We start from the raw sequence: 15,387 nt of genomic DNA, 5'->3' as shown, positions 1-15,387 counted from the left end.
CCACTTCCGGCAGACCACTTCCGGCGGACCGCCTCCGGACGGCCGCCCCCTCCGGACAGCACGGATCCGGTACGGCGTGCGTGCCGTACCGGATCCGTGGGACCGGGGAGACCGGCCGGGGACCGTGGCCGGAGACCGGCCGGGGGTCAGGAGAGCGCGATGCGGAACCGGTCGGGGGCTCCGTCGAAGACGCCGCCGGACCGGTCGTCGGTCCCGGCCTGCCGGATCACGTCCTTGTCCGGCTTGAGGATGTCGCGCACGACGAGGCCCATCATGATCAGGATGGTGATCGCCCGGCCCCACACGGCGGTGAAGTAGGTGTCGCCGGAGATGCCCAGCGCCTCGTTGCCGGGCTGGATGCCGACCAGGTAGAGCCAGATCGCGAAGAAGTACCAGCACTCGGCGACCTGCCAGAGCGCGATCGCCTTCCAGTTGGGCCGGGCCAGCACCGCGAAGGGGATCAGCCAGAGCACGTACTGCGGCGACCACACCTTGTTGGTCAGCATGAACGCGGCCAGGGTGAGGAAGCACAGCTGCATCAGCCGGGGCCGGGTCCGGGCGGTCACCGCGAGCACCGCGATCGCCAGGCAGAAGGCGCCCAGCGAGAGGACGCCGAGCGTGTCGAGCCGGTCGGCGTCACCGAGGATCGGCCACTGCTTCTGGTTGAAGAAGTACCAGATCGAGCCCCAGTCGGCGCGTCGCTCCTGGCTGAAGACGTAGAACCGCTTCCACCCGTCGAAGGCGGTCAGCATGATCGGCGCGTTGACGAGGATCCAGATCCCGGCCGCGCCGCCGACCGTCTTGAGGAACGGCACCCACTTGCCGGTCCGCAGCGTCAGCAGGAACAGCGGGCCCAGGAACATCAGCGGGTAGAACTTCGTGGCGATCGCCAGGCCGAGCAGGACGCCCGCCAGCCACTGCCGCCGCTTGGACCAGGCCAGCAGCGCGCCCAGCGACAGGGCGTTGGCGGCCAGGTCCCAGTTGATGTAGGCGGTGAGGATCAGCGCGGGGGCGAGGGCGTACCAGAGCGCGTCCCAGCGCCGGACCGGGCCGGCCAGCGCGGCCATCAGCAGCACGCCGACGACCAGGCAGAGGGCCATGAGGATCACGGTCAGGTCGTAGAACGCCGTCCCGGGATCGCTCATGGGCGTGACGATGCGGCGGAAGAACTCCATGATCCCGCCGATGCCGACGGGGTATTCGACCGGGTAGTCGAAGTAGGGGATCTTGCCCTCGTGGAGCTTCTCGTTCCACCACAGCGGATAGATGTCAGTGTAACAGAAGTTCGTGAACTGCAGGGTCCCGTGGTTCCACGCCCCGCCGAAGCGGCAGGGCCACTTCCACAGGTAGGACAGCAGAGCCCCCAGCCCCGCGAACAGGGCCAGGGGGATGTACGGGACCGCGCGCGTCCCGAGGCCGGACACCGTGTTCAGCGGCGACTGGAGGCTCTTCATCAGGGCCGCTGCCCGGACGGTCTGGCCCTGGGGTCGGGCGCGACCGCGGCGGGGGCGCCGCCGTTGCTGCCGATATCGCCGCCGCCGTCGCCGCCGCCGTCGCCGTTCTCGTCCGGGAAGCCGGTGTCGTCCCCCGTGGAGTCACAGGTGATGTCGCCGGGCAGGCAGCCCTGGTCGTCAGGCAAGGGCTGCTGGTCCCCGAGGTCTTCGGGGATGCCGTCGTCACCGGGTCCGTCGGTGGCGAACGGGTCCGGCGTGGGCGTCGGGGTCGGCGTCGGGGTGGGCTTGGGAGCGATGTTGTTGTCCGTGCCGACGTTGGCGCGCGGCGGGAACGGGATGACCTCCTTGCCCTTCATCGCCTCCGCCATGAAGGCGTGCCACACCCGGGTGGGATAGGTGGCGCCCTGGATGTCGCCCAGCGAGATCTCGCGGTTCGTCTTCTTCTGCTGCCGGTACATGCCGACGGCGGTGGACAGCTGCGGGGTGAACCCGACGAACCACGCCTCCTTGTTCTCGTCGTTGGTGCCGGTCTTGCCCGCCACCGGCCGGTCGTAGAGGGCCGCGGCCCTGCCGGTGCCGGCGCGATCCTTGACGACCGCCTCCAAAGCGACGATGGCGTCGGCCGCGCTGTCGGGGCTGATGACCTGGGTGTGCTGGGTGGTCTCCGGGAGGACCACCGTCTTGTCACGGTCGATGACCTTGATCACGACGTGGTTCTCGAAGTGCTTGCCCTCGTTGGCGAAGATCGAGTAGCCGCCGGCCTGCTGGACCGGGGTGACCGGGCCGGAGCCGATGGTGAGGGCGAAGGCGTGGTCCTTCACGGTCTTCTGGAGGTTGTTCTCGTTGATGCCCGCCCCGGCCGCGATCTTGACGACCTCCTCCAGGCCGACCTCCATGCCCATCTGCACGAACGCCGTGTTGACGGACTCGGCGGTGGCCCTGATGGTGTTGACCGAGCCGCCGGCGATGTCGTGGGAGTTCTTGATGTCGTTGGTGCCGGGCGCCTTGATCGGGCCCTTGCCCAGGAGGTAGCTGTTGAGGCTGTTGCCGGCCTCCAGCCAGGCGGCCAGGACGTAGGGCTTGAACGCCGACGCCGCCTGCTTCTCGGACATGAACGCGTCGTTCCACTCCTGCTTGAGGAAGTTGGGCCCCCCGTAGAAGGCGACGACCCGCCCGTTGCGGGGGTCCACGGCCGCGAGCCCGGTGTGGATCTCCTTGGAGAGGCTGGAGGTGTTCTCCTCGACGGCCTTCTTGGCCGCGAGCATCAGGCGCTTGTCGAACGTGGAGTAGATCTTGTAGCCGCCCCGCTCGACGTCCTCCTGGCTGATGCCCTTGCGCTTGAGCTCCCGGAGCACCTCGGTGATCATGTATCCCTTGATGCCCGCGTAGTAGTCCTTGTTGCGGACGGCGATCCGCTTGGGGGCCGTGGGGGACTTGGCGGGCAGCGAGCCGTACTTGCCCGGGTCGATCAGGGCCATGCCCTTGATCACGTAGTCGTAGCGCCCCTGGGTGGGGGCCAGGTTCTTGGCGTTCTCGGCGCGGTCGAACGCGTCGGGGTTCTGGATGCGGCCGGCGAGGTAGGCGGCCATCTCCGGGGTCAGCTCGTCGACGTCCTTGTTGAAGAACGCCTGCGCCGCGGCCTGGATGCCGTGGGCGCCGCGGCCGAAGTAGATGGTGTTGAGATACTGGGTCAGGATCTCCTCTTTGCTGATCTCCTTGTCCAGCTTGATCGCGACGAAGATCTCCTTGACCTTCCGCTGGATCGACCGCTCCTGGCTGAGGCCGTCGTAGTAGTTACGGGCCATCTGCTGGGTGATGGTCGAGGCGCCCTGGACCTGCTCGCCGCTCACGGTGCTCCACAGCGACCTGGCCATGCCCTTGAAGTCGATGCCGTTGTCCTCGCGGAAGCTGCGGTTCTCCGCGGCGATCACCGCGTCCTGGACGTGCCGCGGGATCTTGTCGAACGTCACCAGCGTCCGTTTGACGCCGAGGCGGGCGAGCGGGGTCTTGTCGCTGTAGTAGATGACGCTGCCCTGGTCGTCCACGCTGGCCTGCCGGTCCATGGCCGAGGGGTCGGGCGTGTTGGCGTAGCCGACCGCGATCATGCCGAAGACGCCCGCGGTGATGACCGTGAAGCTCGCCAGCATGATCTTCCAGCCGGGGACGAAACGCCTCCACCCCCGGCTGCCGGGCTCGTCGTCCCCGTCCCCGTCGCCGGGACCACGTCCGCCTGGTCCGCGTCCGCCGGGGCCGCCGGGGGCGCCGGGGGCGCCGGAGAGCACGGTGTCCTCCGCCGAGACGGCGCGCCCGGCCCGGCCACGCCTGCTCCGCCCACCGGGACCGGAGTCCGGGGAACGCTCGCTCCTCGCCTGGGCGGCGAGCATGGCCTGGGTGTCCTCGAAGGCGGCCTCGGCGCGGCGGCCGGCGACCGGGTCGGGGTCGCGCCGGCGCATCCCGCTCTCCCCGGGACCGTACCCGGCGCCCTGCGGCGCGCGGCCGGTCTCCCGGGGGTCGCGCCCGGCGCCCTGCGGCGCCCGTCCGAAGTCCCGAGGATCGGGTCCTACGCCCTGCGACCGTCCCTGCGCCTGGGGCGTACTCCAGGCCGCGTCACCGGTTTGGGAGGGCTGGGACGGGGGAACTGCACGGGGAGCGGCGCCTGGGCTTGAGCGACGGCGCCGTCCCTGGGGAGCCGACGCGTCCGGGCGCTGCTGACGCCCGTCCGGCTCCGGGTCATGGCTGTGGCTGTTACTCACGCGTCCTCGTTCGGTCATCGGGGTCTACGGCGGCGTGCTGGCGGGGAGATTACCTCCAGATCACGGAAGATCTCGTCGCCTTGGCTGACTGGTAGCCGACTTCTTCGGGTGGATCTCCAATCCCGAGGACGGACGAGACCGGCGGGTGGTTCCGAGAACAACCTTGGCAGACCTCTCCCGCACGAGCGCGGGATTCCCCGTATTGGAAGGCGGGCCCGAGCATGCGGGGGCCACGGCCCACTACCGCCCGCTGCGACCACATAGGCGTCACACTACGGCTTTTTACTGTTTGCGCCCAACCTCTTGGGAAAGTCGTTAATTGCAGAGATATGTTGGTTCGACGTATCCTCAAGATGTATCGGCTCGATACATCGACGCGAGAGGTGGTGGTTTCCAGTGGCCAGTGGACGCGGCGGCGTGCTGGAGCTCGCCGTGCTCGGGTCGCTGCACGAGACCCCGCTACACGGCTATGAGCTGCGCAAACGGCTCAACGCTCTCCTCGGCATGTTCCGGGCGTTCTCCTACGGCTCGCTCTACCCCTGCCTCCGCCAGCTGCTGACCGACGGGCTCATCGTGGAGGACAGCGCGTCCGACACGGCCTCTGCCCCGGCCGAGAGCCCCATAACGCTCACCGGCCGCCGGTCGAAGATCGTCTACAAGCTGACCGCGGAGGGCAAGGAGCGGCTCCAGGAGCTGCTCACCCAGGCAGGTCCGTCCGCCTGGGAGGACGAGAGCTTCGGCGTCCATTTCGCCTTCTTCAGGCACACCGAGGCCGAGGTGCGCCTGCGCATCCTCGAAGGACGCCGCAGCCGGCTGGAAGAACGCCTCGACGGCGTCCGGACGGCTCTCGCCCGCACGCGGGAACGGCTCGACAGCTACACCCTCGAACTGCAGCGTCACGGTCTGGAGTCGGTCGAACGCGAAGTGCGCTGGTTGAATGAGCTGATCGCCACCGAGCGACGGAGCTCCTCAGCCGACGAAGAGCGGCAGTCCACGCAAGAAGGAACATCCCGGGCGCCCGCGCCCGGAGCAGATAACACGGGGCGGCATGCCGCCCCGGAAGACAAATGACCACTCAGAACAAGGGGAGCGAGTGCCATGGGTTCGGTGCGCGTAGCCATTGTCGGTGTAGGCAACTGTGCCACGTCGCTCGTACAGGGCGTGCACTACTACAGGGACGCCGACCCCGGCGCCCGGGTGCCGGGCCTGATGCACGTCAAGTTCGGCGACTACCACGTCGGTGACGTCGAGTTCGTCGCGGCTTTCGACGTCGACGCCAAGAAGGTCGGGCGTGACCTGTCCGAGGCGATCGTCGCCTCGGAGAACAACACCATCAAGATCTGCGACGTGCCGCCGCTGGGCGTGACCGTGCAGCGCGGCCACACCTTCGACGGCCTCGGCGAGTTCTACCGGGACATGATCGAGGAGTCGGACGAGGCCCCCGCCGACGTCGTGCAGGTCCTCAAGGACAACAAGGTCGACGTCCTGGTCTCCTACCTGCCCGTCGGGTCGGAGGAGGCCGACCGCTTCTACGCACAGTGCGCCCTCGACGCCAAGGTCGCGTTCGTCAACGCGCTGCCGGTGTTCATCGCCTCCGACCCGGTGTGGGCCCAGAAGTTCACCGACGCCGGCGTCCCGATCATCGGCGACGACATCAAGTCCCAGGTCGGCGCGACGATCACGCACCGCGTGATGGCCAAGCTGTTCGAGGACCGCGGGGTGGAGCTGCTCCGCACCTACCAGCTGAACTTCGGCGGCAACATGGACTTCATGAACATGCTGGAGCGCAAGCGCCTGCAGTCCAAGAAGATCTCCAAGACCCAGTCCGTCACCTCCCAGATCCCGCACGAGATGGGCAAGGCCGACGTGCACATCGGCCCGTCGGACCACGTGCCGTGGCTCGACGACCGCAAGTGGGCCTACGTCCGCCTGGAGGGCAGGTCCTTCGGCGACACCCCGCTGAACCTGGAGTACAAGCTGGAGGTCTGGGACTCCCCCAACTCCGCCGGCATCATCATCGACGCGGTCCGCGCCGCGAAGATCGCCCTCGACCGGGGCATCGCCGGGCCGATCCTGTCGGCCTCCTCCTACTTCATGAAATCCCCGCCGGAGCAGTACTCCGACGACGAGGCTCGCGAGTACGTGGAGAAGTACATCCGCGGCGAGGTCGAGCGCTGAGCGCCCGACTGTGAGGAGCCCCCTGCCCATCGGGCGGGGGGCTCTCCGCGTTGAAGGCCCGCGTTCGGCGGCCCGTTCCCGGATGATCCGTGTCCGGCCGGCCCGTGCCCGGCCGATCCGTGGTCAGCGGGCGGCGGCGGGGAGCCCGGCGGGGTCGGCGACCGGCCAGCCGAGGGGGTCGGCGCCCAGCTCGACCAGCTGCGGGAGCTGCTCGCGGCACCACGGGGAGACGGCCAGGCGGTGGGCGAGCACCCCGTCGACGAACTCCTTCCACGGCATCCAGCGCACGTCGTCGACCTCGTCGGGGTTGGGCGCGACGTCGGACCCGGCGACCACCCGGTAGACCGGGCAGAGCTCGTGCTCGACGATCCCGCTGTCCATGACCGCCCGGTAGGAGAAGCGCGGCAGCAGCAGGTCGACGCCGCCGGCGCTCAGCCCCAGCTCGTGGGAGAGCCGGCGGGTCACCGCCTCCGCCATCGGCTCGCCGGGCAGCGGGTGACCGCAGCAGCTGTTGGTCCACACCCCGGGCCAGGTGAGCTTGTGCGACGCCCTGCGGGTGAGGAGCACCCGGCCCTGCCCGTCGAAGACGTAGCTGGAGAAGGCGAGATGGAGGGGGGTGTCCGGACCGTGCACCACGGACTTGGGGGCCGTGCCGAGCGCGTTCCCCTCGGGGTCGACGAGCACGACGTGTTCTTGAGGCGTCACCCGACCGAGGGTACGTGACCATGTCGGCCCGTCATGCCTGATCAGCGTTAGATCATGAAAGGTGTGGAAGTGTCCGCCCCCGTATCTCAGGGATGTTCCCGATGTCTCCACGGGGACGGCCGAGCGTAGGCTGACCCCGTGTCATTCGTATCCGATCTACGCGTGGTCCTGGAAGGTCGGGACTTCCGGCGGCTGTTCGGCACCCGCCTGGTCTCGCAGTTCTCCGACGGGATCTTCCAGTTCGGCGTAGCCGGATTCGCCTTCTTCAACCCGGAGAAGAGCACCAGCGCCATCGAGATCGCCGCCGGACTGGCGGTGCTGTTCCTGCCGTACTCGGTCCTGGGGCCCTTCGTGGGGGTGTTCATCGACCGCTGGTCCCGGCGGCAGATCCTGGTGATCGCGCCGCTGGTCCGCGGGGCGCTGCTGCTGCTGGCCGCCGCCCTCATCGCCGCCGGCGCTCCCGAGGGGCTCTTCTACGCCGCCGCGCTCGCCGTCCTCGGGGTCAACCGCTTCTTCCTCGCCGCGCTGGGCGCCTCGCTCCCGCACGTCGTCCCGGCCGACCGGCTGATGGTGGCCAACGCGGTCACCCCCACCTCCGGCACCGTGCTGACCTTCGTGGGCGTGGGCGCGGGCTACCTGCTGCGGATGGTCTTCGGCTCGGACCACCGGGGCACGGCGGTGTTGCTGGTCGCCTCCGGCCTCAGCTTCGGGTTCAGCGCGCTGATCGCCAGGACCATGGGCAGGGAGCTGCTCGGCCCGGCCTACGACCCGGACCGGCCGCAGGCCCGCGCCGCCGTACGCCACGTGCTGAGCGGCCTGGCCGACGGCGCGCGGCATCTCGTCCGCCACCGGGCCGCCGCCGCCGCGATGGGGGCGATGGCCACCCACCGGTTCGTGTACGGCATGTGCACGGCGATGCTGGTGCTGCTGTCGCGCTACTACTTCGCCGAGAACACCGAGGACGCGCTGAACGCGGTCTCCGTCGTGGTCGCCACCTCCGGGGTCGGCTACGCCCTGGCCATCCTGGTCACGCCGTGGGCCACCGAGCGCTTCGGCATCGAGCGGTGGGTGCAGACCATGCTCGCCACCGCCGGGGTGCTGACGTTCGCGCTCTGCGCGCCGTTCCAGCAGTGGGGCTTCGCGGTCGGCGGCTTCGTGCTCGGCATCGCCGGGCAGAGCATCAAGATCTGCGCGGACACGAGCGTCCAGCGGGACGTCGAGGACGCCTACCTCGGCCGGGCCTTCTCGATCTACGACATGCTCTTCAACGGCACCTACGTGCTGGCCGCGGCCCTGGCCGCGGCCCTGCTGCCGGCCGATGGCCGGTCACTGCTGGTGCTGGGGCTCATCACCGCCGGATACCTGGGCGGCGCGGCGCTCTACCGGGTGGTCACCCCGGGCCGAGCGCCCGAGCCGCTGCCGTCATCGCCGTCGTGACCCTCTGCGGTCCGGGTCGGCGACGTCACCCGGCGGAGAGGCCGTTCTCGTGGGCCCACTGGCGCAGGGCGTCGGCCGCCGCCTCCTTGCCGATGACGCCCTTGTCCAGGCGCATGTCCAGGAGGAACTTGTAGGCGCGGCCGACGACCGGGCCCGGGGGGACGCCGAGGAGGGCCTGGATCTCGTTGCCGTCGAGCTCGGGGCGGATCTTCCCCAGCTCCTCCTCGTCGGCCAGCCGGGCGATGCGCTCCTCAAGCTGGTCGTAGGTCCGCGACAGCGCCTGGGCCTTGCGCTTGTTGCGCGTGGTGCAGTCGGCGCGGGTCAGCTTGTGCAGGCGTTCGAGCAGGGGCCCGCCGTCGCGGACGTAGCGGCGGACGGCCGAGTCGGTCCACTCGCCGGTGCCGTACCCGTGGAAGCGCAGGTGCAGCTCCACCAGGCGGGACACGTCGGCCACCACGTCCTTGGGGAACTTCAGCTCCGACATCCGCTTCTTGGCGAGCTGCGCGCCGACCATCTCGTGGTGGTGGAAGGAGACCCGGCCGCCGGGCTCGTGGCGGCGGGTCTTGGGCTTGCCCACGTCGTGCAGGAGCGCGGCCCAGCGCAGGACGCGGTCGGGGCCGTTCTCCTCCAGGTCGATCGCCTGCTCCAGCACGATCAGCGTGTGCTCGTAGACGTCCTTGTGCCGGTGGTGCTCGTCGATCTCCAGGCGGAGCTTGGGCAGTTCGGGCAGGACGTGGGCGGCGAGCCCGGAGTCGACGAGGATCTTGAGCCCCTCGCGGGGGTGATCGCCGCAGATCAGCTTGTTCAGCTCGTCGCGGATCCGCTCGGCGGAGACGATCTCGATCCGCTCGGCCATCGCGGTCATCGCGGCGAACGCGGCCGGGTCCACGGTGAAGCCGAGCTGGCTGGCGAACCGGGCGGCGCGGAGCATCCGCAGCGGGTCGTCGTCGAAGGACCGCTCGGGGAGGGCCGGGGTGCGCAGCGCCTTGGCGTGCAGGTCGTCGAGGCCGCCGTGCGGGTCCACGAACTCGCGGGACGGCAGGCGCAGCGCCATCGCGTTGACGGCGAAGTCGCGCCGGGCGAGGTCGCCCTCCAGCGTGTCGCCGTAGACCACGTCGGGCTTGCGCGACTTGGGATCGTAGGACTCGCTGCGGTAGGTGGTGATCTCCAGCAGCCAGTTGCCCTTGCGCACGCCGACCGTGCCGAAGTCGATGCCGATCGTCCAGACGGAGTCGGCCCAGTCGCGGATCAGCTCCAGGACCGTCTCCGGACGCGCGTCGGTCGTCAGGTCGAGGTCGTTGCCGATCCTGCCGAGGAGGACGTCGCGGACGGAGCCGCCCACCAGGGCGATCTGGTATCCCCGGGCGGAGAACAGTTCGCCGAGTTCGTCGGCCACGGGGGCGATCTTCCGGAACAGCTCGCTCATGCCGTGCCGCTGGCTCTCAGACAGATTTGAAAGGGACAAGCCGGGTAGGTCCTTCGGTTACGGAACATGTTCCCCTCTGGGGATACACCTGACGCGATCACCAGGTTACGGTCAGTCAGGAGACCGTCGGGGGCCGTGCGTCGAGGCAAGGAGCACATACATGAAGGACGCCCTCGCGATCCACCGCTGGCTCCTCGCACACCAGGTCCACCATGAGATCGTACGCCTTCCGCGCGCGATGACATGCGTCGACGAACTGCCGGAGCTGCTGTCCGCGAGCCCGGCGTCCTGCGTGCAGGTCACAGTCTTCGAGGTCACGACCCGGATCGGCCGCGAGCCCGTCGCGGTCGTCACCTCCGTCGCCTTCCCTCCCCAGCCCGGCGTGATCGGCGGCACCCTGGGCGCCCGCCGGGTCCGTCCCGCCTCGGCCTTCACGGTGAACTCCGTCACCGACTACGCCGCCGGGCTGATCTGCCCGCTGCTGCTCCCCGACGGGCTGACCGTGCTGGTCGACGAGCGGCTCGCCGGAACCGGGCAGGTTGTCCACACACCGACCGGAGAGCGTCACACGGCACTGCGGGTACGTGCCGATCACCTGCTCACACTTGTCTCAGGGAAGACCATTGACCTAGTCCATTCCCGGTCACGGAGGGAGCCTGCGACCTTTCCCCTCGCTGGATAGGCCATAGCATTACGGGCGTGCGCCGTACTCGACCCATGGCCGGCATGTGATCAACAAGGCCGCGCTGCTCGCCGTGCTCGCCACCACGCTGCTTCTTCCCGCGGCCGTGGTGCCTCCGGCTACGGCGAACGCCCAGACGACCACGGCGAGCCGCCAGAGCCCCCAGCTCGTGGTGGAGGCGATCAGCCCCGACGTGCCCCGTGAGCCGACCACCGAGATCAAGATCTCCGGGTCCTTCACCAACACCGGCACCGAGGCGCTCGCCAACCTGCGGATCCGGATGCGCTACTCCTCCCAGCCGTTCGCCCGGCGCGCCGACATGGCGGCCTACCAGAGCGGCCAGGAGGGGCTCCAGCCGACCACCTGGAACCAGCTCAACGTCCCGCAGGTCGCCCCCTCCGCCAAGGCGCCGTGGGAGTTCGTCTCCACGCCGCAGCGGCTGGGCCTGACCCGGTTCGGCGTCTACCCGGTCATGATCGAGGTGCTCGACCCCATCGGCCAGCAGCTCGCCGTCCAGCGCACCTTCGTGGCCTACATGCCCAAGGACGTCAAGGTGCCGCGGACCAGGCTCGCCATGGTCCTGCCGCTCATCGACCAGCCCCGCCGGGCCGACGACCGCACCTTCGTCAGCGACGGCCTGCCCGCGTCCCTGGCCGACGGCAAGCGCCTCGGCAACCTGCTGGAGATCGCCCGGGACACCTCCTCGGCCAAGGGGCTCACCTGGGTGGTCGACCCCGCCCTCCTCGACGACGTGCGGGCGCTGGGCAGGGCCTACACGCTCAGGACCAAGGACAAGAGCGAGAACCGCCCGGCGAACGCCGCGGCCGCCAAGTGGCTCGACGACCTCCGTACGGCTCTCGCCAAGCCTCCGGTCGTGGCGACCCCCTACGGCGACCCCGACGTGGCCGCCCTGGCCCACAACGGCGTCGACGACGTCACGGGGACCGGGATCGACGCGGCCAAGATCGTCACCAGGGAGACCCTCGGCCGTGACGTCCTGACCGACGTGAACTGGCCGGTGAACGGCCTGATCGACTACGACGGCCTGGACCTGCTGTCCACCGGCGACGTCGCCACCGTCCTGCTGAACCCGCTGAACCTGCCGCCGGCGATCCCGCCCGCCACCACCCCGGACGCCTCGGCGACCGTGGAGAGCGTGAACGGCCCGATCACCGCGCTGGTCACCGACACGGCGCTGGGCGAGATCATCGGGGCCGAGACCTCGGCCCCCGGCGCGGCCCTGATGAACCGCCAGCGGTTCATCGCGGAGACCGCCATGATCAGCTCCGAGCCCGTCACCACCGCCAGGACCGTGATCGGCGTCCCGCCCCGGCGTTGGGACCCGGACCCGGCCTACGTGACCGGCCTGGCGAAGACTGCCGCCACCCTGCCGTGGCTCGCCCCGGCCACGCTCGACGCGATCAAGCGGGGCAAGGGCGTCCCCACGCCGCGCACCGGCCTGACCTACACCGACCAGGACCGGCGCAAGGAGCTCGCCAAGCCGTACGTGGGCAGCGTCAAGCGCGTCGCCGCGCGCGCCGACCTGACGGCCGCGGTGACCACGGAGCAGGACCTCGACGTGTTCGACCTGGCGGTGCTCCGGCTCGCCTCCTCCGCCTGGCGGGACAGGGCCGAGACCGCGACGCCGTACGTCAAGCAGGTCGGGACGGCGGTCGACGCCCGGATCGGGAAGATCTCCATCACCGGCACCGAGCAGACCCAGATCCGCACGCTGGCCGGCAAGAACGGCGACGTGCCGATCACCGTCCACAACGGGCTGGGCCAGGACGTCGACGCCAACCAGGTCACGGTCCGGCTCAAGGTGACCTCCGACCAGCCCAGGCTGCTGAAGATCGAGTCGTACGAGGCCAAGGACGACCCGATCGTGCTCCGCGGCGGTCAGAACCGGACCATCCGGGTCCCGATGACCGCCACGACGACGGCCAGCGGGCAGACCACCGTGACGGTCCAGCTCACCACGGCCGACGGCCGGAACTACGGCAAGCCCGTCGAGCTGACCGTGCGGACCACCGGCTACACCGGGATCGCGCTGGTGATCGTCGGAGCGGCCCTGCTGGTCATGCTGGCGGCCGTGATCATGCGCGTCCTGCGCCGCCGGGGGACCCGCCGCGCCTCGGCGGCGACCGTACCCCCGAGGCGCGCGAGCGCGCCGGCCGGCACCGAGTCCTGAGCACCTAGCGACCTAGCGGAGGAAAACGCATGAGCAGGGTCCTGCGTGCGAGCGCGATCATGGCGGCGGGGACGATGGTCTCCCGCGTCACGGGGTTCGTCCGCACGGCGATGCTCGCCGCGGCGATCGGCACCGCCTACCTGGGTGACGCCTACAACGTCGCCTACGCGATCCCGTTCATCCTGCTCGACTTCCTCATCACCGGGATCCTGAGCAGCGTCGTCGTCCCGATGATCATTAAGCGGCAGAAGCACGACCCCGACGGCGGGCGGGCCTACGAGCAGCGGCTGATGACGTTCGCGACCGTCGCGCTGACCGTGGTGGCGGTGCTGGCCGTGCTGCTCGCCCGGCCGCTGATCGGCCTCTACAGCACCGGCTGGAACGCCAGGAAGATCGAGGTCGCGGTCACGCTGGCCCAGTACATCCTGCCGCAGATCGCCTTCTTCGGGATCGGGGCCATCGCCGGAGCGATCCTCAACACCCGCGACAGGTTCGGCGCGCCCATGTGGGCGCCGGTGCTGAACAACATCGTGATGATCTGCGTCCTGGTGGCCTACTACCTGATGCTCGGTGACGCGGGCGCGGACATCGACAGGGTGAGCGACGCCGACCTCGCCGTGCTCGGCTTGGGCACCACCGCCGGGATCGTGGCCCAGTGCCTGGTGCTGATCGTATCGCTGCACCGGGTGGGTTTCCGGTTCCGGCCCAGGTTCGACCTGCGCAACGCCGGGCTCGGCGAGATGGGCCGGACCGCGGTCTGGGCCTTCGCCTACGTCGCCATCAACCAGATCGGTTTCCTCGTCACCACCAGGCTCTCCGCCGGAGCGGGGGAGACGGCGCCCGGAGCGGGCAACTCCGCCTACGCCTACGCGTTCCAGTTCTTCCAGCTCCCCTACGGGATCATCGCGGTCTCGGTGATCACCGCGATGCTGCCCCGGATGAGCCGGGCGGTGCACGACGGGCAGCTGGAGTCGGTCCGGGAGGAGTTCGCCTCGGGCGTGCGGCTGGTGTCGGCGCTGCTGGTGCCGGCCGGGCTGCTGCTGATGGTGCTGGGCCCCGCCGTGACCGTGCTGATCTTCTCCTGGGGCAACATGACCGTCGACTCGGCGGTCTACATCGGCAACGTGCTGCAGATCTTCGGCCTGGCGCTGGTCCCGTTCTCGATCTTCCAGCTCCTGCTGCGCGTCTTCTACGCCTTCGGCGACACCCGCACGCCGGTCTTCATCGGCGCGGGCAACACCGCGCTGAGCATCGCGCTCAGCGTCGTGGCCTACTTCACCCTTCCGGCGGAGTACGTGGTGATGGGCCTGGCCTTCGCGTTCACGGTCACCTACGTGGTGGGCACCGCGGTCGCCTGGGTCCTGGCCAGCCGCCGCGTGCACGGCCTCCAGGGGCGCGTGGTGGCCGCCGGGCTGTCACGGATGTACATGGCCGCGCTTCCGGCCGCGGCGGCCGCGCTGGGTGTGTTGTGGCTCACTCAGGAGCTGACCGACCTGAACGCGCTCAGCGCGGCCATCATGCTGGCCGCGGGCGGCGGTCTCGGTATGGTTCTCTACCTGGTCATCGCGTACCGGATGCGTATCCCGGAAGTCAGTTCGGTCGTTGGAATGGTTGCGGGCCGGGTAGGCCGGTAACCCCAAGACTTGTCCCAAGCGTCTGACAAGCAGAACACGGGCGGAACCGGCGCGGGACTACCATGGTGCGACGCGTGTGACGACATGCGGCTAATGGAAGCAGGAGGGCGTGGGCGGATCCACCCGGCATCGCGTGATGTGTCCTGAAGAGTCAACCCGGCAAGACGCTGGCGTGTTCTCAGTTACGGAGAGCTCATGAGTTCCTCCGCCGTCGAGCCCGGCACCAAGCTTGCCGAGCGTTTCCGGCTTGAGGACCGCGTCCACGAGTCCGGCGGCGCCACGCTCTGGAAGGCCATCGACGAGGTGCTCGCCCGGCCCGTCGCCGTGCACACCTTCGACCCCGACTTCCCCCGCCTCAACGAGGTCGTCACGGCCGCCCGGGCGGCCAGCCGGCTGACCGACCCGCGGCTGACCCAGGTCTTCGACGCCACCGAGGACGACGGCCACTCCTACGTCGTCAGCGAGTGGGTGAGCGGGGAGACCCTCACCGACATGATCACCTCTGGGCCGCTGGACCCCGAGCGGGCCGCCGCGCTGGTCGCGGAGGCGGCCGAGGCGCTGGCCCACGCGCACGAGGCGGACCAGGCCCACCTCTGCCTGACCCCCGACCACCTGGTGTGGACCGCGGGCAGCACGGTCAAGCTGCTCGGCGTGGGGGTCGACGCCGTCCTGGCCGACGTGACGAGCGACGACCCCGCCCGGACCGACGCCGAAGGCCTCGGCCGCCTGCTGTACGCCGGGCTGACGGGCCACTGGCCCGGTGACGGGCAGGAGAGCGGGCTGCCCGCCGCCCCCATGGACGACGGCCACTTCTGCTCACCGCGCCAGGTCACCGCGGGCGTCCCCGGCTACCTCGACACCATCACCTGCCGGGTGCTGCTGCCGGAGAGCCGGCGCGGGCTCGAACCGCTGACGACGCCCGAGGAG

11 protein-coding genes are annotated in these 15,387 nt (G+C 69.9%); 7 read left to right on the top strand and 4 right to left on the bottom strand.

The genetic code is table 11. The features are described 5' to 3' along the window. Window positions 1-146 precede the first annotated feature (146 nt). Both CA984_RS08135 and CA984_RS08130 read right to left on the bottom strand, forming a co-directional pair. The gene (locus tag CA984_RS08135) at window positions 147-1,454 is read right to left on the bottom strand and encodes a glycosyltransferase family 87 protein (RefSeq protein ID WP_086569890.1); all 1,308 of its coding nucleotides are present in this window, start codon (window positions 1,452-1,454) and stop codon (window positions 147-149) included. Continuing rightward, complete coding sequence (locus tag CA984_RS08130; RefSeq protein WP_086569888.1) at window positions 1,454-3,907, bottom strand: transglycosylase domain-containing protein; 2,454 nt, start codon at window positions 3,905-3,907, stop codon at window positions 1,454-1,456. Before CA984_RS08130 ends, CA984_RS08135 begins: the two co-directional genes overlap by 1 nt. Before the next feature lie 696 nt (window positions 3,908-4,603). Between CA984_RS08130 and CA984_RS08125 the strand changes: the two genes are divergently transcribed. Then, window positions 4,604-5,278: a PadR family transcriptional regulator gene (locus CA984_RS08125; protein ID WP_086569886.1), complete on the top strand. Its 675-nt coding sequence runs from the start codon at window positions 4,604-4,606 to the stop codon at window positions 5,276-5,278. Between the two features lie 27 nt (window positions 5,279-5,305). After that, window positions 5,306-6,385, top strand: coding sequence for an inositol-3-phosphate synthase (locus CA984_RS08120; RefSeq protein ID WP_086569883.1), 1,080 nt, complete (start codon window positions 5,306-5,308; stop codon window positions 6,383-6,385). Between the two features lie 123 nt (window positions 6,386-6,508). On the opposite strand, the gene idi is transcribed toward CA984_RS08120, so the two are convergent. Further along, window positions 6,509-7,090 carry an isopentenyl-diphosphate Delta-isomerase gene (gene idi, locus CA984_RS08115; protein ID WP_086569881.1) on the bottom strand — a complete coding sequence of 194 codons (582 nt, stop codon included), beginning with the start codon at window positions 7,088-7,090 and terminating at the stop codon, window positions 6,509-6,511. 138 nt (window positions 7,091-7,228) lie between these two features. Here idi and CA984_RS08110 point away from each other — a divergent pair, with 138 nt between their 5' ends. Then, complete coding sequence (locus CA984_RS08110) at window positions 7,229-8,527, top strand: MFS transporter (RefSeq protein WP_086569879.1); 1,299 nt, start codon at window positions 7,229-7,231, stop codon at window positions 8,525-8,527. 25 nt (window positions 8,528-8,552) lie between these two features. On the opposite strand, the gene CA984_RS08105 is transcribed toward CA984_RS08110, so the two are convergent. Further along, window positions 8,553-9,953 (bottom strand): CCA tRNA nucleotidyltransferase, encoded by a 1,401-nt coding sequence (locus tag CA984_RS08105; RefSeq protein ID WP_165781154.1) that lies wholly within the window; start codon window positions 9,951-9,953, stop codon window positions 8,553-8,555. 160 nt (window positions 9,954-10,113) lie between these two features. Between CA984_RS08105 and CA984_RS08100 the strand changes: the two genes are divergently transcribed. From CA984_RS08100 to CA984_RS08085, 4 genes are all read left to right on the top strand, one after another. Next, window positions 10,114-10,635: an aminoacyl-tRNA deacylase gene (locus tag CA984_RS08100; protein WP_086569875.1), complete on the top strand. Its 522-nt coding sequence runs from the start codon at window positions 10,114-10,116 to the stop codon at window positions 10,633-10,635. 46 nt (window positions 10,636-10,681) lie between these two features. After that, a complete protein-coding gene (locus CA984_RS08095; RefSeq protein WP_086569873.1) occupies window positions 10,682-12,826 on the top strand; it encodes a DUF6049 family protein in 2,145 nt (714 codons plus the stop codon). Window positions 12,827-12,855: 29 nt separating this feature from the next. Beyond that, a complete protein-coding gene (gene murJ, locus CA984_RS08090) occupies window positions 12,856-14,460 on the top strand; it encodes a murein biosynthesis integral membrane protein MurJ (RefSeq protein WP_086569871.1) in 1,605 nt (534 codons plus the stop codon). Window positions 14,461-14,655: 195 nt separating this feature from the next. After that, window positions 14,656-15,387 (top strand): protein kinase family protein (locus CA984_RS08085; RefSeq protein ID WP_207620783.1); only part of this gene is annotated, 732 nt, incomplete at its 3' end.

Source organism: Streptosporangium minutum (assembly GCF_002149035.1).
GTDB lineage: Bacteria > Actinomycetota > Actinomycetes > Streptosporangiales > Streptosporangiaceae > Streptosporangium > Streptosporangium minutum.
Note: the sequence above shows the minus strand (reverse complement) of the source record. Positions and strands in the feature narration are given on the sequence as shown.

Excerpts from the sequence above, each read along its gene's own strand:
- CA984_RS08135 (WP_086569890.1), bottom strand. The coding sequence starts at position 1,454 with ATGAAGAGCCTCCAGTCGCCGCTGAACACGGTGTCCGGCCTCGGGACG.
- CA984_RS08130 (WP_086569888.1), bottom strand. The coding sequence starts at position 3,907 with ATGCGCCGGCGCGACCCCGACCCGGTCGCCGGCCGCCGCGCCGAGGCC.
- CA984_RS08120 (WP_086569883.1), top strand. The coding sequence starts at position 5,306 with ATGGGTTCGGTGCGCGTAGCCATTGTCGGTGTAGGCAACTGTGCCACG.
- CA984_RS08105 (WP_165781154.1), bottom strand. The coding sequence starts at position 9,953 with ATGAGCGAGCTGTTCCGGAAGATCGCCCCCGTGGCCGACGAACTCGGC.
- CA984_RS08100 (WP_086569875.1), top strand. The coding sequence starts at position 10,114 with ATGAAGGACGCCCTCGCGATCCACCGCTGGCTCCTCGCACACCAGGTC.
- murJ (WP_086569871.1), top strand. The coding sequence starts at position 12,856 with ATGAGCAGGGTCCTGCGTGCGAGCGCGATCATGGCGGCGGGGACGATG.